20 protein-coding genes and 1 tRNA gene are annotated in these 24,980 nt (G+C 28.1%); 5 read left to right on the plus strand and 16 right to left on the minus strand.

What is annotated here, in order from left to right:
* Nucleotides 1–215: 215 nt before the first annotated feature.
* Together htpG and adk are read left to right on the plus strand one after the other, a co-directional pair.
* Nucleotides 216–2,084 (plus strand): molecular chaperone HtpG, encoded by a 1,869-nt coding sequence (htpG, locus tag FD727_RS01045; protein WP_159938316.1) that lies wholly within the window; start codon nucleotides 216–218, stop codon nucleotides 2,082–2,084.
* 175 nt (nucleotides 2,085–2,259) lie between these two features.
* Nucleotides 2,260–2,904: an adenylate kinase gene (adk, locus tag FD727_RS01050; protein WP_159938317.1), complete on the plus strand. Its 645-nt coding sequence runs from the start codon at nucleotides 2,260–2,262 to the stop codon at nucleotides 2,902–2,904.
* 126 nt (nucleotides 2,905–3,030) lie between these two features.
* Here adk and FD727_RS01055 read toward each other — a convergent pair whose 3' ends face one another.
* The 5 genes from FD727_RS01055 to FD727_RS01075 all read right to left on the minus strand — a co-directional run bounded on the left by FD727_RS01055 (nucleotide 3,031) and on the right by FD727_RS01075 (nucleotide 6,838).
* The gene (locus tag FD727_RS01055; protein ID WP_236393554.1) at nucleotides 3,031–3,498 is read right to left on the minus strand and encodes an NfeD family protein; all 468 of its coding nucleotides are present in this window, start codon (nucleotides 3,496–3,498) and stop codon (nucleotides 3,031–3,033) included.
* Complete coding sequence (locus FD727_RS01060) at nucleotides 3,495–4,406, minus strand: SPFH domain-containing protein (RefSeq protein WP_159938318.1); 912 nt, start codon at nucleotides 4,404–4,406, stop codon at nucleotides 3,495–3,497. The genes FD727_RS01055 and FD727_RS01060 overlap by 4 nt, the downstream gene beginning before the upstream one ends.
* Nucleotides 4,407–4,468: 62 nt before the next feature.
* Complete coding sequence (gene purK, locus FD727_RS01065; protein WP_159938319.1) at nucleotides 4,469–5,536, minus strand: 5-(carboxyamino)imidazole ribonucleotide synthase; 1,068 nt, start codon at nucleotides 5,534–5,536, stop codon at nucleotides 4,469–4,471.
* 3 nt (nucleotides 5,537–5,539) lie between these two features.
* Nucleotides 5,540–6,043: a 5-(carboxyamino)imidazole ribonucleotide mutase gene (gene purE, locus FD727_RS01070; protein WP_159938320.1), complete on the minus strand. Its 504-nt coding sequence runs from the start codon at nucleotides 6,041–6,043 to the stop codon at nucleotides 5,540–5,542.
* 93 nt (nucleotides 6,044–6,136) lie between these two features.
* Nucleotides 6,137–6,838, minus strand: a complete 702-nt coding sequence (locus FD727_RS01075) for a UDP-2,3-diacylglucosamine diphosphatase (RefSeq protein WP_159938321.1) — start codon at nucleotides 6,836–6,838, stop codon at nucleotides 6,137–6,139.
* A gap of 418 nt (nucleotides 6,839–7,256) precedes the next feature.
* Between FD727_RS01075 and cysS the strand changes: the two genes are divergently transcribed.
* Complete coding sequence (gene cysS, locus FD727_RS01080; RefSeq protein WP_159938322.1) at nucleotides 7,257–8,654, plus strand: cysteine--tRNA ligase; 1,398 nt, start codon at nucleotides 7,257–7,259, stop codon at nucleotides 8,652–8,654.
* A gap of 58 nt (nucleotides 8,655–8,712) precedes the next feature.
* Here the strand turns inward: cysS and folD are convergent, their stop codons facing one another.
* Nucleotides 8,713–9,567 (minus strand): bifunctional methylenetetrahydrofolate dehydrogenase/methenyltetrahydrofolate cyclohydrolase FolD, encoded by an 855-nt coding sequence (folD, locus tag FD727_RS01085; protein ID WP_159938400.1) that lies wholly within the window; start codon nucleotides 9,565–9,567, stop codon nucleotides 8,713–8,715.
* Nucleotides 9,568–10,044: 477 nt separating this feature from the next.
* Between folD and FD727_RS01090 the strand changes: the two genes are divergently transcribed.
* Nucleotides 10,045–10,118 (plus strand) — tRNA-Arg (locus FD727_RS01090).
* Between the two features lie 971 nt (nucleotides 10,119–11,089).
* Nucleotides 11,090–11,299 carry a transcription antiterminator/RNA stability regulator CspE gene (gene cspE / locus FD727_RS01095; RefSeq protein ID WP_159938323.1) on the plus strand — a complete coding sequence of 70 codons (210 nt, stop codon included), beginning with the start codon at nucleotides 11,090–11,092 and terminating at the stop codon, nucleotides 11,297–11,299.
* Between the two features lie 160 nt (nucleotides 11,300–11,459).
* On the opposite strand, the gene lipA is transcribed toward cspE, so the two are convergent.
* The 10 genes from lipA to lnt form a co-directional block, all read right to left on the minus strand.
* Entirely contained in the window at nucleotides 11,460–12,347 is an 888-nt protein-coding gene (gene lipA / locus FD727_RS01100; RefSeq protein WP_159938324.1) for a lipoyl synthase, read from the minus strand.
* A 125-nt stretch (nucleotides 12,348–12,472) separates the two neighbouring features.
* Nucleotides 12,473–13,120, minus strand: a complete 648-nt coding sequence (gene lipB, locus FD727_RS01105; protein ID WP_159938325.1) for a lipoyl(octanoyl) transferase LipB — start codon at nucleotides 13,118–13,120, stop codon at nucleotides 12,473–12,475.
* 347 nt (nucleotides 13,121–13,467) lie between these two features.
* Entirely contained in the window at nucleotides 13,468–14,679 is a 1,212-nt protein-coding gene (gene dacA / locus FD727_RS01110) for a D-alanyl-D-alanine carboxypeptidase DacA (protein WP_159938326.1), read from the minus strand.
* 214 nt (nucleotides 14,680–14,893) lie between these two features.
* Nucleotides 14,894–15,982, minus strand: coding sequence for a peptidoglycan glycosyltransferase MrdB (gene mrdB, locus FD727_RS01115; protein WP_159938327.1), 1,089 nt, complete (start codon nucleotides 15,980–15,982; stop codon nucleotides 14,894–14,896).
* Nucleotides 15,983–16,023: 41 nt separating this feature from the next.
* Entirely contained in the window at nucleotides 16,024–17,913 is a 1,890-nt protein-coding gene (gene mrdA / locus FD727_RS01120; protein WP_159938328.1) for a penicillin-binding protein 2, read from the minus strand.
* Between the two features lie 262 nt (nucleotides 17,914–18,175).
* Nucleotides 18,176–18,823: a nicotinate-nucleotide adenylyltransferase gene (gene nadD / locus FD727_RS01125; RefSeq protein WP_159938329.1), complete on the minus strand. Its 648-nt coding sequence runs from the start codon at nucleotides 18,821–18,823 to the stop codon at nucleotides 18,176–18,178.
* Complete coding sequence (holA, locus tag FD727_RS01130; protein ID WP_159938330.1) at nucleotides 18,816–19,850, minus strand: DNA polymerase III subunit delta; 1,035 nt, start codon at nucleotides 19,848–19,850, stop codon at nucleotides 18,816–18,818. The genes nadD and holA overlap by 8 nt, the downstream gene beginning before the upstream one ends.
* Nucleotides 19,847–20,365, minus strand: a complete 519-nt coding sequence (gene lptE, locus FD727_RS01135; protein ID WP_159938331.1) for an LPS assembly lipoprotein LptE — start codon at nucleotides 20,363–20,365, stop codon at nucleotides 19,847–19,849. Before lptE ends, holA begins: the two co-directional genes overlap by 4 nt.
* Before the next feature lie 72 nt (nucleotides 20,366–20,437).
* Nucleotides 20,438–23,026, minus strand: a complete 2,589-nt coding sequence (gene leuS / locus FD727_RS01140; protein ID WP_159938332.1) for a leucine--tRNA ligase — start codon at nucleotides 23,024–23,026, stop codon at nucleotides 20,438–20,440.
* Nucleotides 23,027–23,375: 349 nt separating this feature from the next.
* Nucleotides 23,376–24,911, minus strand: coding sequence for an apolipoprotein N-acyltransferase (gene lnt / locus FD727_RS01145; RefSeq protein WP_159938333.1), 1,536 nt, complete (start codon nucleotides 24,909–24,911; stop codon nucleotides 23,376–23,378).
* Nucleotides 24,912–24,980: the final 69 nt, after the last annotated feature.

Genomic DNA, 24,980 nt, shown 5'->3' on the forward strand with positions numbered 1-24,980 from the left:
ATGTAAGCTATTGTCAGTATTAACTAGTGTTAATTTTTAATAATTAATTTTAAATTTGTAGCTACATACAATGTATAGCTTTATAAATGTTAAATAAAATATTTTTACTTAAAAAAATATTTTAAATTGTTAAAACTAACTTGATTTTTTTTTGTTATACCCCACTTCAGAACCATTGTTTAAATAACCTTATATCTGTTGAGGTAGCAGTTATTATGAAAGGACAAGAGACGCGTAATTTTCAGTCAGAAGTAAAAGAACTTTTACATTTAATGATTCATTCTCTTTATTCAAATAAAGAGATCTTTTTACGTGAACTTATCTCTAATGCCTCAGATGCTGCCGATAAACTTCGTTTTCGTGCATTGTCAATGCCTGATTTGTATGAAGGTAATGGTAACTTATGCGTAACCATATTAATTAACAAAGAAAAACGTACGTTAACAATTAGTGATAACGGTATTGGAATGAACCGTGAGGAAATAATTGAAAACCTTGGCACTATAGCAAAATCAGGAACTAAGGCATTTATAAAGTCTATGGATTCTAAAGCAATAAAAGATAATAATTTAATTGGTCAATTTGGTGTCGGATTTTATTCAGCGTTTATTGTAGCTAATAAAGTTACTGTATTATCTCGTGCAGCTGGTACTCTTCCTGAAGAAGGTGTATTCTGGGAATCAACAGGTACAGGAGAATATACTCTAGCAGATATTGAAAAAAAAGAACGTGGAACAGCCATTACATTACATCTTCGTGAAAACGAAGATAGTTTTTTGGATATATGGAATGTACGTAATATAGTTAGCAAATATTCTGATCATATTGCTCTTCCAGTTAAAATTGCAGTTAATGACGAAAAAAAGAAAACTATTAACTGGGAAAAAATTAATAAAGCTCAAGCACTATGGACACGTAATAAAGCTGAAATTAAAGATGAAGAATATAAGGAATTTTATAAAAATATTTATCATGATTCCAATGATCCCTTAATTTGGAGTCATAATCGTGTTGAAGGCAAGCAAGAATATACTAGTTTATTATATATTCCTGCACAAGCACCACTTAATATGTGGAATCGTGATAATAGTCATGGACTAAAGCTGTATGTGAACCGTGTTTTTATCATGGATGATGTTGAATTATTTATGCCAAATTATTTACGTTTTATCCGTGGATTAATAGATTCTAACGATTTACCACTCAATATTTCTCGAGAAACTATACAGGATAACCGTATTACTCAAAACTTGCGTACCTCACTAACAAAACGCAGTTTACAAATGTTGGAAAAATTAGCTAAATATGATATAGAAAAATATAGTAAATTTTGGACCGAATTTGGCATAGTTTTAAAAGAAGGACCTGCAGAAGACCATATTAATCAACAGGAAATAGCTAAATTATTACGTTTTGCTTCTACTCATAATAAAGAATCAACACAAGACGTTTCATTAAATGATTATTTAAGTCGGATGGTACAAGGTCAAGACAAGATCTACTATATATCTGCTGATAGTTATGCTGCAGCAAAGAGCAGCCCACATTTAGAGCTTTTCTATAAAAAAGGCATCGAAGTTTTATTACTATCAGACCGTATTGATGAATGGATGATGAGTTATTTAACAAATTTCGATGGGAAAACATTTCAATTAGTTAGCAAATTTGATGAATCAATAAACAAATTATCGGATAAAGAAACACAAGATCATAAAGATACAGAAAAACTATTTGAACCATTTATTAAACGTATAAAAACTTTATTAGATAATCGTGTAAAAGAAGTCCGTTTGACTTATCGATTGATTGATACACCATGTATTGTTAGTACTGATACCAATGAAATAACAACTCAAATGGCAAAATTATTTACTGCAGTTGGTCAAGAAGTACCAAATGTAAAATATATATTTGAAATTAATCCAGATCATCTTTTAGTGAAACGTATCATGAATATTCAAGATGAAGAACATTTTGCTGAATGGATTAATTTATTACTGGAAGAAGCATTGTTGGTTGAGCGCGGTACTTTAGATGATCCAAATCTGTTTATTCGCCGAATAAATCAGCTATTAATGATATAATTAAAATAAAATATTATAGATGACGTTAATTTAATACTTAGATATAATTAAAAACAAAGTTATAATAAATTAGTTTAAAGCATATTCCTTTTATTTTACATATAGGAATATGCTAGTATGTTTTTATTCAACTAACTTTATCGATAATTATATAACTTGCAAAGGAAATAATGCAATGCATATTATTTTATTTGGACCACCTGGTTCAGGTAAAGGTACACAATCTAAATTTATTACTAAGAGATATGGAATACCACAAATTGCTACTGGCGATATGTTGCGTGAAGAAGTAAATATAGGCAATAAATTAGGAAAAACAATAAAAAATATAATGAATAATGGAAATTTAGTAACTGATGAAATAGTAATTAGTTTATTTAAAAAGCGAATTAACCATGATGATTGTCAAAAAGGATTTTTGCTTGATGGTTTTCCAAGAAATATTTATCAAGCGAATGCTATAAAAAAACTAGATATTTATATAGATTTTATAATAGAATTGGTAATACCAGATGAGATAGCTTTACTACGTATTATTGGGCGTCAAGTTCACATAACTTCAGGTCGTATATATCATATTAAATATAATCCACCAAAAGTAAAAGATAGAGATGATATTACAGGAGAAAAATTAACAATTCGCAAAGATGATCAAGAAAGCATTGTACGTAAACGACTACTAGAGTATCATAAGCTAACTTTACCTCTTATTAAATATTACATTCATGAAACGAAAAAAAATAATCATCAATATTATAAAATTAATGCTAATAATTCCATTGATAATGTAAGTGTACAAATAGCTAATATACTTGATTAAATTTAAAAAATTAATTTTTTCATGAAAGTTATCGTTATTTTAAGTTTTATTTACTTAATAATTAAATTTAATGAGCTATCATATATATTTTAATATACAACAAAATATTCTTTATTATGTATCGTATTAATTATTACGATACTTTGGTTGAACTATTAAAATAATCCCTTCTACGTTAGTAATAATTACAGGAGTACCTACAGGTAGATTATGATTTGCTTTAATAGGCCAGATACTATCTGCAATACGTATATGTCCTTGACCATTTTCGAGAGATGAATGTAATATAAAATGCAAACCGACCAGTTGTTTATGTCGTTGATTTAATAATTTATTAGATTTTTGTGAAATTGTATAATATCGCAACCATCGATACCAAAAAAACATAAACAATAAAGTCAATACAGAAAATAATAAACACTGGATTGGCCAATAAATATAAAAATAGCTAGTAATAATACCTACTAATATCGCTGATAATCCGCTCCACAATAAATATCCATTAATAGCAATCATTTCAATAATCAGAAGGATGCATCCTAAGATAATCCAGCTATATTGATAATATGCAATGATTAGCCTTAATATGCTCACGTTTTATTCTCTAAATTATTTTTTAATATTTCAGTAATTCCAGTAATCGAACCTAGTAGGCTACTAGCATCTAGTGGAATCATAATTATTTTACTATTTTTAGCTTCGCCAATTTTTTGTAAAGCTTCAGTATATTTTTGTGCAATAAAATAATTTATAGCTTGGACATTACCTATATCAATTGCTTTTGATACCATTTGAGTAGCATTTGCTTCAGCTTCAGCTTGACGTTCACGTGCTTCAGCTTGAAGAAAAGCAGATGTACGTTCTCCTTCAGCTTTAAGTATTTGTGACTGTTTATCTCCTTCAGCACGTAGAATTGCTGCTTGACGTGTCCCTTCAGCTACAAGAATGTCCGCGCGTTTCGTTCTTTCAGCCTTCATTTGAGCATTCATTGCCGCTATTAGTTCCTGAGGAGGTCTTACATCACGTATTTCAATACGAGTAATTTTTATACCCCATGCATTGGTAGCTTCATCAACGATATGTAGTAAACATGTATTAATATTATCACGTTGTGAAAGCATTTCATCTAATTCCATACTTCCAAGAACAGTCCTAATATTTGTCATAGTAAGATTAATAATCGATGATTCAAGGTTATTAACTTCATAAGCAGCACGTGCTGAGTCAATTACTTGAATGAAACATACAGCATCAATAGTAACATTAGCATTATCTTTAGAGATAATTTCTTGCGAAGGAATCTCTATTAATTGCTCCATCATATTGATTTTTTTTCCAATTTTATCCATAAATGGGATAATTAAATTTAATCCAGGTTGTAGAGTGTTAATATAACGACCAAAACGTTCTACTGTCCACTGAAATCCTTGTGGCACAATTTTTACACAGGACCATACACTTAATAAAGTAAGTATAATAATAAGTGGAATTATGGCAAACATATAATCTCCTAAATCATTATGACAGTAATAAATATTATTCTATTTAATAATAATTAAAATTTTTATAATTTTGCTAAAATCCAAGTAATAGTGCTGGTATATTCTTGTGGTAAAAGTGGTGTAAGCGAATGTATTGCATTAAGTAAGCGTTTTTGATTAATATCAGTTAAATTAAGATGGCCAACTTTACGACCTGCACGTAATTCTTTTCCATACCAGTATAAATGAACTAAGGGTTGTTCTAACCATGAAAAATTAATGTTAGTACCGATTAAATTTATCATGACAGATGATGAAAATACTATAGGTTTTGGCATTGGTAATCCCAATATTGCACGCAAATGTAATTCAAATTGGCTAATAGAAGCTCCATTTTGCGTCCAGTGTCCGCTATTGTGTACACGAGGTGATAATTCATTAATTAATAGTCCTTGAGACGTCAGAAAACATTCCATAACCATTACACCTATATATTTAATATAATGCATAATATTACTTAACATATTTTCAGCTTGCTGTTGTAATTCTCTGTTTACTTTAGGTAAAACGATGCTTGTACGTAAAATACCTGATTGATGAAAATTACATGTAAGTGGATAAAATACCATGTTACCTTTTTGATTACGAGCACCAATCAATGAAATTTCCTCAATAAAATCAATTTTTTTTTCAACAATACACTGTCCATAATATTTGTCTTCCAATAATGCCGTATCATTATAATTATGCAAGCACCATTGTCGATGACCGTCATAACCTCCAGTACGACATTTCACAATTACCGGATGTCCTAGCAAACTCAAAATTTGAGGCCATTCGGATTTGTCTTGTAATAATCGCCAAGGAGAAGTGGCTAACTTTAGTTGATTAAGTATTTTTTTTTGTTTCAAACGATCAGAAAGTATTGGAAATATATCACGATTTATAAATGCTGGATTGTTTATTAATTTATTAATAAATATACTTGAAGGCCAACTTTCAATCTCAGTAGTAATTACATCTGCATGCATTGGAAGTTTAATATATTTATCACTTAAGCTAATCGGATATACTTTAATATCTAATGGTTTACCAGCCAAATAAAGCATATAACTTAACTGGCCGTCTCCAAGTACAAATACAGATTTCATTTATTATATCCTTGGATCAGGATTATCTAATATTTCATTAGTTTGTATAGAACGCCAATTAACAAGACGCAATGCTAAGGATTTATCATGAAGTGATATAATTTGTGTAGCGAGTAAAGCAGCATTTGCTGCCCCTACTTTGCCAATCGCTAAAGTTCCTACCGGAATACCACGAGGCATTTGTACAATAGAATAGAGACTATCAATACCACTTAATGTTGTACTTTGTATTGGAACACCCAATACTGGCAAAATTGTTTTTGATGCTAACATACCAGGTAAATGAGCAGCACCTCCAGCACCTGCAATGATCACCTTAAAACCATTTAATATTGCGTTTTCTGCAAAATAAAACAATTTATCTGGTGTACGATGAGCAGAAATAATTTCCGTAGCAAATGGAACACATAAGCTAATAAGAATTTTTTCAGCTTCTTGCATTGTAGACCAATCATTTTTTGATCCCATTATAATAGCTACACGAGCTAGATTAGCATTATCTAACATTATTTTCTCGATGTTTTATAAGATGATGAACGTCAAAATGTATCATATAATAATATTCAATAAATTTTCATAATTTCCTAAATATATTTTTATTTAAAAAGAATATTTAATAAGATTAACACCATTTATATCAAATTGAATTATTGAAGCACCTTTATACCAATTACCTAGTACTATGCGTTTAGCTGCTTTACCTTCTAAGTAAAAATCATGAATACCAGGAACATGAGTATGTCCATGAATTAACATATTTACTCGTTGTCTAATCATCACTTCTTCTACAGATTGCTGATTAACATCTATTATATTAAATAATTTATTACTATGGCAGCGGATATGGCTAGCAATATGCATGCGAATACAAATTGGTAAGGAAAGAAATAGATATTGTAACCATTTTTGATGTGTTTTTTTACGGAAATTCTGATAACTTATGTCATGAGTGCACAAAGTATCACCGTGCATAATTAAGACACGTTGACCATATAGATTTAATACTTTCTCCTCTGGTAAAATTACCATATCACTTTCTCGCGCAAATTGTGTACCAAGTAAAAAATCACGATTTCCATGAGTAAAAAATTTTGGTATAGGTAGGTGTTTAAGAGAATAAGCAATTTGCTTATATAGAGGAATGTCATTATCGTCTCCAATCCATGATTCAAATAAATCACCTAATAAATAAAGTGCATCGCACTGATGAGTATTTTTCTGTAAAAAATGCAAAAAAATATCAGCAGTATCAGGATTATACTGAGATAAATGAACATCTGCTATAAAAAGAGTATACGACATTAATATTTAATAGGTACTTTATTATTAATAAAATAAATCATTAAAATCGCTTATTACATTAGTAGATTTACAAATGTTTTAACTCTATATATATTATATACATAGTATATATGTAATCAAAATATATTTATAATTAGCATTTAAATACATTTTATTTCATACTATTTATGTTTTTTAAATTAAAAATATATTTATTAAAGTAAGTTAAAAACCATTTAATTTTAATATATTTTAAAATTAAAACTTAATTATTAAGTTATATATTAACTAATATGCTTTTAAACTTAAAATATGAAAAAATTAATTTTTTAAATATAAGATATTGAAATATTATTCAAATCATTTATTAAATTTTAGTATGTTAAATATATAAAATGTAATAACATATCTTTACATATTAAGTTTAAATTTATTTAAAATGATTAGAATATATAATACGTTAAGTCGAAAAAAAGAAAAATTTAAACCAATTCAAGCTGGTAAAATTAATATTTATGTATGTGGTATTACTGTTTATGATTATTGTCATATCGGTCACGGTCGTACTTTTGTTGTATTTGATACTATCATACGATATCTACGTTACATGGGTTATAAAATAAAATATGTGAGAAATATCACAGATATTGATGACAAAATTATTAAACGTGCAAATAAGAATAAGGAAACCATTGAAAATTTAACAAATCATATGATTCAAGAAATGAGGAAAGATTTCAATAAATTAGGTATTTTATCACCTGATATTGAACCTCGAGTTACATCTAATATAGAAGAAATTATTGAATTAATAACTATTCTTATTAAACGTGGTAATGCTTATATTGCAAAAAATGGAGATGTAATGTTTGATGTTTTAAGTGCTAAAAGTTATGGAGCACTATCACGTCAAAATCTTAATCAGTTACAAATAAATGAACGTGTTGCTATAAAATGGAAACGTCATCCTATGGATTTTGTATTATGGAAAATGTCTAAATTAAATGAACCGGTATGGAATTCACCTTGGGGTAATGGTCGTCCTGGGTGGCATATTGAGTGTTCAGCAATGAATTATAAACAATTTGGTAGTCATTTTGATATTCATGGCGGTGGTTCAGATCTAATTTTTCCTCATCATGAAAATGAAATAATACAATCTACTTGTGCATATGATAGTCCATATGTAAATTATTGGATGCATTCTGGTATGGTAATGGTTGAAAACCAAAAAATGTCAAAATCATCTAGCAATTTTTTTACTATACGTGATTTATTAAAACGCTATGATGAAGAAACTATACGATATTTTTTAATATCTGCTCATTATCGTAGTCCACTTATATATAACGAAAAGTCTCTTAGAGAGTCACGTACAGCTCTTAACCGTCTATATACAACGTTACGTTATAGCGACATTCATGCAACTGAAGTAACAAGTATTGGTATTACTGAAGAATTTGAAAAACGTTTTTACGCTGCTATGGATGATGATTTTAACACCCCAAAAGCTTGTTCAGTATTATTTGACATAGCAAAAAAAATAAATACTTTAAAAGTTAAAAACAAAATTATTGCTAATGCGCTAGTTGCTAATTTACGAAAATTAGCAAATATATTAGGTATTTTACAACAGGATCCTGAAATTTTTTTTAAAAAAAGTAGAGAAATAAATAATCATGATGATGAATCAAAAATTGAGGAATTAATGCAAATGCGTGACAATGCACGAAAGAATAAGAATTGGACACAAGCAGATATGATTCGTAATAAATTAAATAAATTAGGTATTCTAGTAGAAGATAAAGCAAATGGTACTATATGGCGACGTCAATAAATTGAACATTAAACTATTTTAAATTAATTTATATTAAAACAATTTTTAGTATTTATTTTCAAATATGATGTATTTCATATGCTAACAATGTATTTTGAATTAACGTAGCTACTGTCATTGGACCTACTCCACCTGGTACAGGAGTAATATAGGACGCTAATTCCAATGCTGTATTAAAATCAACATCACCAACTATTTTACCATTTTTTAAACGATTAATGCCAACGTCAATTACAATTGCACCTAATTTAATCCAATCTCCTGGTATAAAATTAGGTTGACCAACGGCAACTATTAGTAAATCAGCATTTTTTACATGATATTTTAAATTTTTAGTGAAACGATGAGTAACTGTAGTAGTACAACCAGCTAATAATAATTCCATACTCATAGGCCTGCCAACTATATTAGAAGCACCTACTACTACAGCATTTAGACCATAAGTATTAATTTTATATCGATTAAGTAATGTAATGATACCTTTTGGTGTACAAGGACGCATTTTAGGTATACGTTGACATAACAGACCAATATTGTAAGGATGAAAACCATCAATATCTTTATGAGGAAGAATACTACAAAGTATTCTAGATTTATTAAAATTACTTGGTAAAGGTAATTGCACTAAAATACCATCAATTAAGAGATCATTATTTAAATAATCAATTAATTTTAGCAATTCAATTTCATCGATATTAACGGGCAAATGATAAATTTTAAAAATAAATTGTACTTCCTCACAAGCTTGTTGTTTACTATTTACATAAATTCGTGAAGATGGATTATCACCGACTAAAATCACTGCTAGACCAGGAGCGCGCTTACCAGCCTTAAGTTTTTTTTGTACTTTTTGTGTAACTTCTAAGCGTACTTGTTGTGCAATTCTTTTGCCATCAATAATTTTTGCAATCATCAAGTATAAGATCCATTTATAAGAAAATACATTAGTGATGAAATCTATTGTGTCATAAATAGTATAACTATAAGAAAAATTTGTATTTTTAATACAAATCGCCTCATGTAAAGTTTCTAAGTTTTTTTAAAAAAAAAGTTGTTAAAGATCATTAATTTTATGTATTATAGCAATTTATACATGAGTATAAATTTAATTAAATTTATGTTAAGTTTATTAAACATCAATATTTAATTCTAGGCAATTTTTAGTATCTATTAGCAATTTTCAAAATATTTTAAAACTATTAGAAAATTCCAAATGCTCAATATCCTAGATCAATAGATAGTTTTTAGAACTATGGAGTATATAATATAAGCTATAGTGCATGTATATTAAATACTAACTGAAATTATGATAATTTAAATATTTAGTTATTTAACAATATCAATCCTTTTGATATTGTTAATTGGAATATAGTAAGGGTTTTATCAAAACGCGCTCTTAGCTCAGTTGGATAGAGCAACGGCCTTCTAAGCCGTAGGTCATAGGTTCGACTCCTATAGGGCGCATGTTATCATTTTTAATTTAAAATTATTATATATATTTTAAGTATATTGACTAATTATCTAATATTTTAATTGTTAAAATTATTAGATAACATTAAATAATTCATATTTTATAATATTAAATTTTTGAACATGCTTATCAACATTATATAATGTTTGTTTTAGATAAATTATGTAAATTTATTTTATTGCTATTAAAGTATGAATTTTATTAAAATCATAACTTTATAAGTATAATAATTATATAGTATTACTTTACAGATTTAATTTATCCTTAACAATAATAATATTGTGCTCTGTATCAGTAAAAATATATACGTTATCAGCTCTAATATTGTATGATTACCATGGTATATAAAATAAAAGTTAAATGTTTATAAATACAATATAATTTAAACTTGAATCAATTTATAATAAAATTCAAATTTTATACTATTAAAATTAATTATTATAATTATTTGGTTTATTCTGAGCATCATATTTAAAATTATTATCAAAGATTATTCGATAATAAGACGTAATGTCAATGCTGATTGGGAAAAGTAAAGACAATTAATTATTGCTATTACTTTATAGTATGACATTTAAGGAATAGTATCTTATTATATAAGATACTATATTAAATTATGGTAAAATATAAACTTAGGATTTTTTATTGATGAGATATTGAGAAACTTTACTTAAGGATAGGTGAGTTACAAACTTAAATAGTTTCGTTGAATTATGTTTAAATAATACTTTTAAAATTACATATATTCTAATTAATTATAATAAACGTAATGTTTAATTTAATTGTTTAAAACTTAAATGTATATTTTTAATTATCGCGATATGTATAAAGTGTATGTGAGATGATGGAAAAACTTAATATTTATCACGTCTTCATTAATTCTTACTGGACAAATGTCACAGCACTTGCTGTACTAGACATTGACACAGTTTAGTGTTTATTTTCTATGTAAAGGTAATAATAGATGTCCAAAATTAAAGGTAACGTTAAGTGGTTTAATGAATCTAAAGGATTCGGTTTTATTACTCCAGAAGATGGTAGCAAAGATGTTTTTGTACATTTTTCTGCTATACAAAGTAATGGCTTTAAAACTCTTGTTGAAGGTCAGCGTGTAGAGTTTGAAATAACTGATGGAGCAAAAGGACCATCTGCTGCTAACGTTACTACTTTGTAAGTTAACAGTTAATATTATAAAACCCGCTAATATAGCGGGTTTTATCTAGATAATGCAATAATGCTATCTATTATAGATAAGTAAACTTCTTAAACATTAATTTTTCTTATCAAACTAATTGATATTAATTATCATGTAATAGTTAATTGATAACTATAGTTCATTTAACTTCAAAACCCATAAATTGCATATCAGCGTAATATGAAGAACGAACAAGAGGACCACATGCAACATGTGAAAATCCTATTGATAATGCTTTGTTTTTCATTGAATTAAATTCACTTGGCGTTACATAGCGCTCTACAGGAAGATGATTAGAACTAGGTTGTAAATATTGTCCTAATGTTAACATACTTACACCACTTTTATGCAGATCATACATAACTTCAATTACCTCATCATTAGTTTCGCCTAAACCCATCATTAATCCTGATTTAGTCGGGACTAATGGATGAAGCTTTTTAAAACTTTGTAGTAATTCTAATGATAATGAATAATTTGCACCTGGACGAACCTTGTGATAGATACGAGGAACATTTTCTATATTATGATTAAATACATCGGGAGGTGTAAAATTAAAAATTTTTAAAGCTTGATTCATACATCCACGAAAATCAGGCACTAAAATTTCAATTTTAATTGATAAATTTTTTTTATGTATAGCATTTATGCAGTTAGCAAATTGTTGTGCTCCTCCATCATGTAGATCATCTCGAGTGACTGAAGTAATTACTACATAGTTTAGCTCCATATCTTCAATCGTTTGTGCTAATCTGGATGGTTCATTTATATCTGGAATGTATGGCCTTCCATTATCTATATCACAAAATGGACAACGTCGTGTACAAATTGATCCTAGTATCATAAAAGTAGCTATACCCCGATTAAAACAATGTACAAGATTAGGACACGCAGCTGCTTGACAAACTGTATTTAAATTATTTTTATGAACTTTAGCTTTAATTTTATTAATCTGACTAAAGTCTATAGGTATTTTATGTTTTAACCATTCTGGTTTATGTAAATATTTTTTTTGTTGTATTATCATGGTTTTAACTAACAGTAATATAATTTAAATATCATCTTCTTGATAAAGATTTAATTAAATAGAATTATGCATGTACAATGTAATCTTCATCTATAACATCTAATTTGTATTAGAATACAAATATGTCATAAATTTTTATTTAACCATCGAATCTCTGTAAAACCACTAAGTTGAGCAAAATGCTGTACTAAATATGGCTGAACATCAGCTGTTGTAATGTTTTGTTTAAATTGACTAATTTGTATCATCCGCATGCCTACATAACCACATGGATTGATATGTGAAAAAGGAGTTAATTCCATACATACATTAAGTGCTAAACCATGAAATGAGCATCCCTTACTGATGCGTAATCCTAACGAGCAAATTTTCCCTGTACCTACATACACACCAGGTGCACCAATATTCCTATGTGCAATAATATTATAATCAGCTAATGTTGCAATTACCGTCTCTTCCAATAACCAAATTAACTTTTGTATATGTATTTTACGACGCTTGACGTCAAGTAATATATACATTATTTGCTGTCCAGGTCCATGATAGGTAATTTGACCACCACGGTCACTTTTTACTATTGGAATGTGTGCTGGTACCAATGGCCATTTTTGTTTATTGATTTTTCCTAATGTAAAAATCGGATAATGTTCTACTAACCAGATTTCATCAAGGGTGGTGCTGTTACGCTGTTCGGTAAATTGATGCATAGCATCTGAAACAAATAACCAATTTTGTTGTCCTAATTGACGAATAATAAGAGTATTATAGTACAAGGTAAATATCACTCATTATAAAATTTTTATTATTAATTTTTGCAATTAACATAATTTAAATATTAAACGAGAATATATTATATAAATTTTAATAGCAATTTTAAATTTATTTACAATTACTAATAATTACTATGTTAATCATCAATTAATAATTTCTTTAATAAATATATAAGATTATGATATATTTATTATTTACATGATTAGTAGTAACTTATTTATTAAAATAACTTTATTGTAATAGTGATTAGTTGTTTAATTAATTTATTTACATATTATAACAATCATTGTATTGCATAACTGTAAATACAATGTTATTCCATAATTAAGTAAAATATATTCATCTATATCTATTTAAACCATTTAAATACTTTTAATTTGATTGAATCAATTATTCGATTTATAATTCCACCTTTTTGAACTTCATTTAGCACTAATAATGATCGTTGTTGAACAGTATAATTATCAAGTTGAAATTTTATAGTACCCACTATTTGATTTTTTTGAAGAGGTGCATATAAGTCAGAATTATTCAATACGTAATTTATCTTTAAATCATTCATACGTCCTCGAGGAATAGTAACATAAACGTCTTTATTTACGCCTAATTGAACATATGAGTTGTTACTAAACCAAACTGATTTAGAAACAACTTCCTTTTCAGCTTTTAAGGGAAGCACTGTTTCAAAAAAACGAAATCCCCACGTTAATAGTTTTTTACTTTCTTTTTCACGTTTTTTATAAGTATGAGCTCCTAATACTGCACATATCAAACGCATCTGATTTTTAGTTGCTGAAACAACAAGATTATAACCTGCTGTATCCGTATGACCAGTTTTAATTCCGTCAACGTTAAAATTTTTATCCCATAATAAGCCATTACGATTTATCTGACGTATATTATTAAAAGTAAATTCTTTTTCACGATAAACGGCATACTCTTCTGGTACATCACGAATTAATGCTTGACCAATTAGTGCCATATCTCTTGCTGAACTATATTGATCATCTGCATCTAATCCGTGTACTGTTTGGAAATGAGTATTTTTTAAACCTAACAAATGCACATATCTATTCATCATATCAACAAATACATTTTGACTACCAGCAATATAATCAGCCATGGCCACACAAGCATCATTACCAGACTGTAATACAATACCTCGCCTTAATTGATACACTGTCACTTGATCACCTGGTTTCAAAAACATTAATGATGAACCTTTAAATATTGGATTACCAGTTGCCCAAGCATCTTTATCCACAGTAACCATATCATTTTGATGAATCTTACCTTCTTTAAGCGCACTCCCAACAATATAGCTAGTCATCATTTTTGTTAAACTAGCTGGGCTGCGACGTATATCTGCATTTTTTTCTGCTAAGACCTTACCTGAATGATAATCTATTAATATGTAGGCAGCAGCATCAATATCTGGTTTACTAGGAATAAGATCATCAAGATTATTATTAGCTGCAATAGCAAAATGACTAAAAGTGAATACAATTGTTATCTCTAATAGTATGGATAATATAAAATGATATGATTTTAATTTACGCATATTAAAAACTACAAGTTCCATAGTGGTTAAGATTAAAAATTAAAATACAACAAATGTTGTATTTAACATAATTTTATTTATAAAAATTTTTTATTTTTCAATTTGAATTAATGGATGTTAAGTAAATCTTTGGTTTATCGTCTAATAAATTAATTTTCATATAGAAATTATTTTCTATATCTTTATAAGAATATTATATATATAATATTATGATTTAATGGGTGTAAATTGACATAATCATACCAAATCCAGCCATAAGCACAATTAATGCCGAACCACCGTAACTTATTAAGGGTAAAGGTACTCCAACCACAGGTAATATACCACTTACCATTCCAATATTGACGAAAATATAAACAAATAGCACTAAGGTTAAATTAGCAACCATAACGCGACCAAATTTATTAGGTATTTTTACTGCAATAATTAAACCGCGTATTATTAACAATAAATAAAGTATTAGTATTGAAATTACTCCCACAAGACCAAGTTCTTCTGCTAAAACTGAAAAAATAAAATCAGTACGGCGTTCCGGCAAAAATTCTAATTGCGATTGTGTTCCATGTAACCATCCTTTACCAAAAATTCCACCAGAACCGATAGCTATCTTAGATTGAATAATATGGTATCCTGCCCCTAAAGGATCCATTGTAGAATTAAAAAGCATCATTACACGATTACGCTGATAATTGCTCATTATAAAAAACCACATCATTGGAATAAAAGCAATAAACATTAATCCAAGAGCACCAATTAATTTCCAACTTATTCCTGAAAGAAATAATATGAATAATCCTGAAGTAATAATTAAAATTGCAGTTCCTAAATCCGGTTGAATAGCGACTAATAGTACTGGTACAAAGATCATCACAAAAGCAATAGTAATATTCTTAAACCTAGGAGGATAAACATCACGATTTATAAAAGTTGCTACCATAAGTGGAACGATAATTTTAGCAATTTCTGATGGTTGAAAATGAATTATACCAAATTCAAACCATCGACGTGCACCTTTACTGATATGACCATAAATATCAACTATTATCAAAGATATTATACATAAAATATATAAACAAGGAGCCAAATTTTCATATATGTATGGTGGAATTTGTGATATTACCATCATAATAGCTAGGCCTACAAAAATTTGAGTAATTTTATGTTCCATAATGTCTAAATCTTGACCACTTGCACTCCAAATAATAATTATACTATAAGCTAATAAGCTAAATATTATTAACATAAATAATGGATCTATATGGATACGAGCCCAAATAGATTTTTTTTGTAATCTAATATTCATAACCATCTCAATTCACTGTTTATCATTAGTAGATGCAATTGTCATTTTTTCTTTATCTTCGATATATGCTTATCACCTAATATGACATAATCAAGAATTTGACGTACAGTATTACCTACTATGTGACTATTATTAGCATTTTCTAAAATCATCGTAACGACAACTCGTGGTTTATCATAAGGTGCAAAAGCAGTCATTAATTTATTATCACGAAGTCGCAGAGCAATTTTACGCGCATTATATATTTCATTTTTTTTCAAACTAAAAATTTGTGCAGTACCAGATTTAGCAGCAATTTTATAGGGAGCATTAGAGAAATTTTTATATGCAGTGCCATTAGGTTTATTTGCTACTCGGTACATGGCATTTTTTACTATTTCCCAGTATTCTGAATTCATATTATCAATAGGTAATTTTGATAATACTCGATAAGGTATTATTTGTTTTCCTCCTTTTCTAATAGAACTAAGAATATAAGGTCTTTTTACTATACCATTATTAATTAAAATCATCATAGCATTATTCATTTGTAGGGGAGTTGCAGACCAATAACCTTGACCAATGCCCACAGCAACAGTGTCTCCATGATACCATGATTCTCCAATAGTATTCCTCTTCCATTTACGCGTTGGCATATTACCACTATTTTCTTCTGGTAAATCAATACCAGTTTTATAACCATATCCAAACTTATTCATCCATTCGGAAAGACGATCAATACCCATATGATACGCAATCTGATAAAAGAAAGTATCAGCTGACTCCGTTAAAGATTTAGTAACGTTTAAATATCCATGTCCTGACTTTTTCCAATCATGATAATATCTAGAAGAACCAGGAAGACGCCACCAACCTGGATCAAATAAGCTAGTATTTTTCTTAATGATGCCAGAGCTTAAAGCAGAAATAGCAATATAAGGTTTTACCGTAGAAGCAGGTGGATAAACAGCTTGAATTGCACGATTATAAAGTGGATTTTCTTTGTTATTTATTAATTCTTTATAAGCTTTATTGGATATACCCTTAACAAATAAGTTAGGATTATAATTAGGTGTAGATACTAATGCTAAAAGTTCTCCAGTACGAGGATCATTTACTACAACCGCAGCACGAGAATGAATATTATTATTAAGCAAGGTTGTAATATACTCTTGTAACTTGATATCAATAGTTAAATAGAGATTACTTCCAGCTACAGGAGATTGTTTTTGCCATTCTCTAATAATATGTCCTCGATTGTTTACTTCGATTTGTTTGTAACCAATTTTACCATGTAAAATATTTTCATAGTAACTTTCAATACCTAATTTTCCAATAGAATCATTAATTCTATAATTAGACCATTTACCTATTTGATTAAGATGACGTATATCTTGGGAATTAATTTTTGCAACATAGCCAATTACATGAGTTAATATGTTTCCATAAGGATAATATCGATATTGATAACCATTAATAGCTATATTGGGGAAACGATGTTGATTGACAGCAAAGCGGGCAATTTGTATATCATTTAATGAAGTTTTTATTGGAATTGGAGTAAAAATATGTGCATGTTTGATTTTTTCTTTAAACTTATTAATGTCTTCATCTGTTAAATCTAGTATTGAACGTAAATCTTGTAAAGAATTTTTTAAAGAATCAAGTTTTTCTAGTCTAATTTCAGCTTGATAATTAATTAAATTAAGCGCTATTGGCGTATTATTTCTATCAAAAATAATACCTCTCTTAGGAGATATTGGCATCAATTTAATATAGTTTTTATTAGATAGTGAACTATAACTTTCAAAGCATATAATTTGTAGATAATATAGATTAAATATTAATATTCCACAGAGTAATAAAACCAAGATAAAAGCTATTAAAATTCTATGAGTAAATAGTTTCTGATCTTCACTATAAATATGAAAAATATTTTTATGAAATTTCATTATATATTAATTAGTTATATTTATCAATTATTGATTCACTTCCAAATGAAACATTATCCATTAATAATCTTCAAAGTTAATTATTAGGTAACTTATTAGTTGCTCTATTAAAAATTTAATCATTAGTGATTAAATACTCAAATCTTCACTGGATATTTTAAATGATTTTATTTTAAAAACATTAAATTAATAATTTCACTGGAAATAAATTACATATTTTATGTATTAATTTACTTAACCTTAAGTATAATAAATAGCATTCTTAATCAGAATATAATCCAACTTGTTCAATATAATTAATTACTTTATCTGGAAGTAAACCTCTACAAGGCAATCCAAGATTATAACGTTGGCGAATTTGCATAGAAGAAATATTGAATAGGGGAGGAATATTACATAACCAAATAAAACCGTTAGGTTTATGATATAACTGATTTATATTACTTGTACAATGGTTATCTAACCATCCTTGCATTTTAGATGTATTCATTTGTAATGAATAATTAGGACGAGGACATACTAGCAAATGACAAAAAGATAGTATATCATCCCAGTGATGCCATGTCTGTATGGTTAACAACGAATCTTGTCCAATAATAAATGCTATAGGTTGCTTAGTACCACGTTCTGTACGTAATGTTTTTAATACTTTTATTGTCCAAGACAGATTTGGATATTCAAATTCACGTTTGTCAATTCTAAATAGTTGATTTTTAGTAATAGCAATTTGTAACATTTTAATTCGTTGCTGCGCATTTGCTATTGGTTGTGAACGATGTGGTGGTATATTATTAGGCAATAAGGTAATTTGATTTATTTTAAGTTGCCGTGCTAATAACATGGCTGAATAGAGATGTCCATAATGAATTGGATCAAAAGTTCCGCCAAAAATTACATATAATTTATTCATGGGTAAAACTCATAGGAAAGTTTTGATTACATAAAAGTAAAGAAATATTTTTTAGTTGTATCCATAGGTCTTGATTAATTTCATGCTTGAATATTAATACTAATTGTGCAAGTAAAATAATAGCATGTTCTAAACAACATTTATCTAAACGTTTTAGAGCATTAATAAATAAAAAACGACGATTTGGCCAAATACGTTTTTTGTTCATTAATTCGCATAAAGAATTTTTATTCTGATTTTGTTGTAAATATATTAATGATAATAAATCATGCTGTAAAAGTCGTATCAAAATAATAATTTCCATATTTTTTTTTTCTAAATTATCCAAAATATGTAACGCTCGTATGCTTTCACCAATAAGAAGAGCGTCTGTCCAATGCAAAGCTGTAAAACGTGTAGAATTATTTACCACTAATGTTGTACGAGATAATGTAATTATATCGTCTGGCCATAACAACGATAAGTGTTTTAATACTAGGACTAATTCTGATAAATTTCCTTCATAACAATAACAAAGTAATTGTATTGAAGCATCATCAATAGCAAGTTTCATTATTTTTGCACGATTAGCTACCCAATCTTGTATCTGATTTTGATGAGGAGTATGACATGGTACTAATACCGCTTGTTTATTTAATTGTTTAAACCAAGATGTATTTTCTGCTTTTATTAGAATTTTCATGCATATTATCAATACAATATCACTATGTAAGAAATAAGATAATTTTAATAATTGTGCTGCTATGGTAGTATTTACACCGTCTTCTGGAATTTGTAACGTTAGAGTTTGACGTTTAGTAAATAAATTTAAAGAATAACAGTTAGTAAATAATTCATCCCAATTTGTTTTTGTATCTATTATGATACTAATATGTTCCTTAAAACCATAGGTTATTGACGTTGTTTGAATAGCTTCTATACTTTCTTGCATTAACAAAGGTTCATTACCAATTAAAAAATAACAATTAGCACATCTTCCTTGAGAAAGGATGTTTTTTTGTAGATGTTCTGGATAAATTGTAATCATCTTAAATTAGTTATTAATAATATTTTATCGACTATTTGCTCAGAAATTCTTTGACGTAATGATTGAATAATCAAATTTTTTTCTGTATCATAAGCTAATATACTGTTAGAATTATTAAAAATAAAATTATGTAAAGTAATTTTAATGGGATAACTTTTATTCTCTATACCAGAAAATAAAAGTTGTGCATTAACTGTAATTGTGATTGCATATTCAGCATTAATACCACTAATAAACGTAGAAACGGCGTGAAATTCCTGAATTTCTTTACCTAGTAAAAATATTGGAAATGTTCTTCTTGCTAATTTGCTATCTGCAATTATATTTATACCACGAACTCGCAATTGTTGACGTATATTAAACATCAATGGTGAATATAAATCATAATTATTAATTATTAATGTTTTTATCGTACCAGATAATCTTCCATTATTATTTTTACATAGATGAAAACCGCAACCTGCGATAACAGTTGTAATAATTATAATAAATAATTTATTAATTATTTTTTGCACATATAATTCCAGATTATCATCTATACATAAAAGTATATGTATTAAAAGTATTAATTAAAATAATCTATTTAACTAAATAGAACTAACCACTAAATTGATCAATTTACCTGGTACATAAATTACTTTAAGAATAGTAGCACCTTTTAAATATTTTGAAACTTTAATATCTTGTAAAGCCATAGATTGAATTTGCTGTTGTGTAACATTATATGGAGCAACAATTTTACTACGTATTTTACCATTTACCTGAATCATAATTAAACATGAATCTTCAATTATTGCAAATTTATCGACAACAGGCCAACTAGCATCATCAATGCTACCTTTACCTCCTAACTGCTGCCATAAAATATAGCTAATATGAGGAGTAAATGGGTATAGTAGACGAATTACTATCATTAACGCCTCTTGCAATAATGCTCGGTCTTGTTTAGCATCTTGCGATATACGACACAACCTATTTATTAATTGCATAATTGCAGCAATAGCTGTGTTAAAAGTTTGTCGTTGTTCAATATCGTACGTTACTTTAATAAGAGTTTTATACACAAAATAACGTAATATTTTTTGATTTTTATTTAATATATTTATATTTAATGCTTCAGTTTGACCTTTAGATACATGTTCATAAACTAGTCTCCATACACGTTTTAAAAAGCGATTAGCACCTTGAATACCTAATTCTTTCCATTCTAAAGTCATTGTTGGAGGAGCTGCAAACATCATAAATAAACGTACAGTATCTGCTCCGTAGCGCTCTACCATCAATTGCGGATCAATGCCATTATTTCTTGATTTTGACATTTTAGTCATACCGGCATATATTAGCTTGTTACCTAATTTATCAGTAGCACTTATAATATGGTCTTTTTCATTACGTTTAACATTAACATCAGTTGATGAAACCCAATGACGTTCACCATTAATACCTATATAATAATACGTATCTGCTAAAACTATACCTTGACATAATAAACGTTTTGCTGGCTCATTCGAATTAACCAATCCTGCATCGCGTAATAATTTATGATAAAAACGAAAATACATTAAATGCATAATAGCATGCTCTATTCCGCCAACATATTGATCAACAGGAAGCCAATAATTAGCGATCGAAGGGTCAAGCATACCTTTGTTATAATTCACACATGTATAACGAGCATAGTACCAAGAAGATTCCATAAAAGTATCAAAAGTATCAGTTTCACGTAATGCAGACTCGCCATTTATAGTAATATTCGCCCAATTAGAATCAATTTGAAAAAAATTATTTTTTTTATTAAAAAAATAATTTTTCGGTAATATTACGGGTAATTGATCTTCTGGTGTTGGTATGATGCTACCATCATTCAAGGAGATCATTGGAATCGGTGTTCCCCAGTACCTTTGACGTGATATACTCCAATCTCGTAAACGATAATGTATCTTACGTACTCCTATACCTTTAGAAATTAAAATATCACCAATTTTATTGCAAGCTGTTTTAGAATCTAATCCATCATAACTACCTGAATTAAATAATATACCTCTTTTAGTCATTGCACCATTGCTAATGTTAGGTTCAATACCATCAAGAGTAAGAATAACAGGTCTAATATTTAGATTATATTTAATTGCAAATTCCCAATCACGTTGATCATGAGCTGGTACACCCATTACTGCTCCTGTTGCATATTCTATCATCACAAAATTAGTTATCCATATAGGAATGTTTTCTTTAGTCAATGGATGGATAGCATACAAGTCGGTTGCAATACCTTTTTTTTCTTTTGTTGCTATATTAGCTTCTGTTAAACTAGTGCTAGCTAATTGAGTAATTAATGATTTTAATACTAAATTTTTAGATGCAATATATATAGATAACGGATGATCCACTGCTATAGCTAAATAAGTTACACCCATTAAAGTATCTAGACGGGTGGTATAAACAATGATTTTTTCTTTATTTTTTAATATGTCAAATATTATTTCCATTCCTTCAGAACGTCCAATCCAATGACGTTGCATAGTTTTAACTTCTTCAGGCCAATCCTTAAGTTTATCAAGATCATTAAGCAACTCTTCTGCATAAAGAGTAATTTTTATAAACCACTGTGGTATTTTTTTCATTTGTATCTTAGTATCGCATCGCCAACAGCAACCATCAATTACCTGCTCATTAGCTAATACAGTGTGGTCCTTTGGACACCAGTTAACAGCAGATATTTTTTTATATACTAAACCTTTTTCATATAATTTAATGAAGAACCATTGTTCCCAACGATAATAATTAGATTTACAAGTAGTTATTTCTCTACTCCAATCATATGCAAAACCTAATGACTTTAATTGTTTTTTCATGTAATTAATATTGCTAAATGTCCAAGAAGCTGGTGTTATATTATTTTTAATTGCTGCATTTTCTGCAGGCAAACCAAATGCATCCCAACCAATTGGTTGCAATACGTTTTTACCGAGCATACGCTGGTATCTAGCAATGACATCACCAATGGTATAATTACGTACATGTCCCATATGTAACCTTCCAGAAGGATAAGGTAACATTGAAAGACAATAAAATTTTTCTTTATTTAAATTTTTAGTTGCTTTAAAAACTTTTTGTTTTTCCCAATGTTGCTGTACGTAAGGTTCTATCTTTTCCGGCAAATATTGTTCTTGCATGAATACTAAAGTCCTTATTAAATGAATATTTATGCCATATTCATATTTTGTTTGTCTTAACAATAAAATTCTTGTTAAAAACTATATATTTAAAATATATACCTTTATATACTTTAAAATGAAGATACATTAATTTATAACTTTAAAAGTTATATAAATTATTATCTTATACAAAAAAATAAGATATTTGTTATGCTTTGTTAATTTAAGTCAAATATAATATTTGGTGTAACTATATAAACATATTATATATAATATGTTTAGTGCATAAATAAAAAAATAAATATTACATGTTATAAAAATCAATATTGATCAAATATCATTTATATTTTATATCAAAAAAGATTATTTACTCCTTATGAAGCGAATTACTTCTTGATAGAATAAGACTCATTAATGTTAAAATCCACACTGGCCATATACCAAGTTTAGTATATGGAGTTTCTCCTGTAGTTATAGTTACTTTAGTATTCAATACTTGTCGTGTAAATGGTTTTAGTATTTTTTCGATATTTCCATCAGCATTTACTATCGCAGTAATTCCATTATTAGTTGACGATAATAATGGCCGTCCTAATTCTAAAGCTCGCATACGAGCCATTTGAAAATGTTGCCAAAGACCTATAGAATGACCGAACCAAGCATCATTAGAAACAGTCAATATAAAATTTGTATCAGAATGATAATTAGCACGTATTTGTTCACCAAATATAATTTCATAGCAAATAGCACTAATTAATTTATAATTACCTACTTTTAACTGTGGTTGTACATAAGCTCCTCGACTAAAAGAAGACATTGGTAAATTAAAAAAAGGTGATAGAGGACGTAATAGTTTTTCTAAAGGGACAAATTCACCAAATGGTACTAAATGATTTTTTTGATAACGATTAATACCCTGATAGTTATAAGGAATTTTATCTCCAAGTACAATTAAAGAATTATAATCATGTTGTTGGTTATTTTTTCCTAAACGTGAGTCAACTATTCCAGTAATTAGCGAACTATTATATTTACGTAATAGTTTATCTAAGTTACATAAAAAAAATTGTTGATTACTTTCTAAATCTGTAAGTGCTGCCTCAGGCCAAACAATTATGTTGACTTTTCCTATCCATGGTTGACTGTATGAAGTATAAATATGTAAGGTTTTATATAATTGTTGTGGATTCCATTTTATATATTGAGGAATATTGCCTTGTACTATCGTGACAGTAATATATTTTTTTTCTAATAAGTGATACCATTGAAACATATTAAGCGGATAAGGTGATAGCAAAATAATAGCTAATACTAGACTTTTAAAGTTATTAAAGTACACACAATGTACTAATAAACCTGCAATAATCATAAGTAAAAAAGTAATAATTTCAACTCCAGCTAATGGAGCTAAATTTTTTAGAGGTCCATTGATTTGAGTATATCCAAATTGTAACCAAGGAAAACCAGTAAATAACCAGCCACGTAAAAACTCGGTTATTTGCCATACAGCAGGTGCTGCAAAAATTAAACGTCCTATTGAAATATTTGGCCAGAATATATTAAGTAATACGGAAAAAATCATTGGATAGAGCGACAGATAAACGATTAATAATATCATAATACAGAGATTTATAATTTTTGGCATTCCACCAAAATCAGCTATACTTATATAAATCCAATGAATACCACTAATAAATAAACCAAATCCCCAAAAAAAACCAATAGCAATAGCTTGAACTAAGCTCTTTCGTAGTAATAATAACTGTAGAGCAAACAAAGAAATAAGAGCGAATGGCCAAATGTCATAAGGAGAAAAGGAAAGGGTACCTACTGCGCCAAATATTAAAGCAAAAAACAAATAAACATATTGAGATAAATAATAATTAAACTTCGCTAATACCATAAAACCATTTATTCCTCAACTTTTATAGTTGTAATTTTTAAAAATTTTTAAATTTTACTTAATGAACAA

This window comes from Pantoea sp. Mhis (assembly GCF_009830015.1).

What these genes read in the sequence shown, in the direction of transcription:
- htpG (WP_159938316.1), top strand. Translation starts at nt 216, where the DNA reads ATGAAAGGACAAGAGACGCGTAATTTTCAGTCAGAAGTAAAAGAACTT.
- adk (WP_159938317.1), top strand. Translation starts at nt 2,260, where the DNA reads ATGCATATTATTTTATTTGGACCACCTGGTTCAGGTAAAGGTACACAA.
- FD727_RS01060 (WP_159938318.1), bottom strand. Translation starts at nt 4,406, where the DNA reads ATGTTTGCCATAATTCCACTTATTATTATACTTACTTTATTAAGTGTA.
- purK (WP_159938319.1), bottom strand. Translation starts at nt 5,536, where the DNA reads ATGAAATCTGTATTTGTACTTGGAGACGGCCAGTTAAGTTATATGCTT.
- purE (WP_159938320.1), bottom strand. Translation starts at nt 6,043, where the DNA reads ATGTTAGATAATGCTAATCTAGCTCGTGTAGCTATTATAATGGGATCA.
- FD727_RS01075 (WP_159938321.1), bottom strand. Translation starts at nt 6,838, where the DNA reads ATGTCGTATACTCTTTTTATAGCAGATGTTCATTTATCTCAGTATAAT.
- cysS (WP_159938322.1), top strand. Translation starts at nt 7,257, where the DNA reads ATGATTAGAATATATAATACGTTAAGTCGAAAAAAAGAAAAATTTAAA.
- folD (WP_159938400.1), bottom strand. Translation starts at nt 9,567, where the DNA reads ATGATTGCAAAAATTATTGATGGCAAAAGAATTGCACAACAAGTACGC.
- cspE (WP_159938323.1), top strand. Translation starts at nt 11,090, where the DNA reads ATGTCCAAAATTAAAGGTAACGTTAAGTGGTTTAATGAATCTAAAGGA.
- lipA (WP_159938324.1), bottom strand. Translation starts at nt 12,347, where the DNA reads ATGATAATACAACAAAAAAAATATTTACATAAACCAGAATGGTTAAAA.
- dacA (WP_159938326.1), bottom strand. Translation starts at nt 14,679, where the DNA reads ATGCGTAAATTAAAATCATATCATTTTATATTATCCATACTATTAGAG.
- mrdB (WP_159938327.1), bottom strand. Translation starts at nt 15,982, where the DNA reads ATGAATATTAGATTACAAAAAAAATCTATTTGGGCTCGTATCCATATA.
- mrdA (WP_159938328.1), bottom strand. Translation starts at nt 17,913, where the DNA reads ATGAAATTTCATAAAAATATTTTTCATATTTATAGTGAAGATCAGAAA.
- nadD (WP_159938329.1), bottom strand. Translation starts at nt 18,823, where the DNA reads ATGAATAAATTATATGTAATTTTTGGCGGAACTTTTGATCCAATTCAT.
- holA (WP_159938330.1), bottom strand. Translation starts at nt 19,850, where the DNA reads ATGATTACAATTTATCCAGAACATCTACAAAAAAACATCCTTTCTCAA.
- leuS (WP_159938332.1), bottom strand. Translation starts at nt 23,026, where the DNA reads ATGCAAGAACAATATTTGCCGGAAAAGATAGAACCTTACGTACAGCAA.
- lnt (WP_159938333.1), bottom strand. Translation starts at nt 24,911, where the DNA reads ATGGTATTAGCGAAGTTTAATTATTATTTATCTCAATATGTTTATTTG.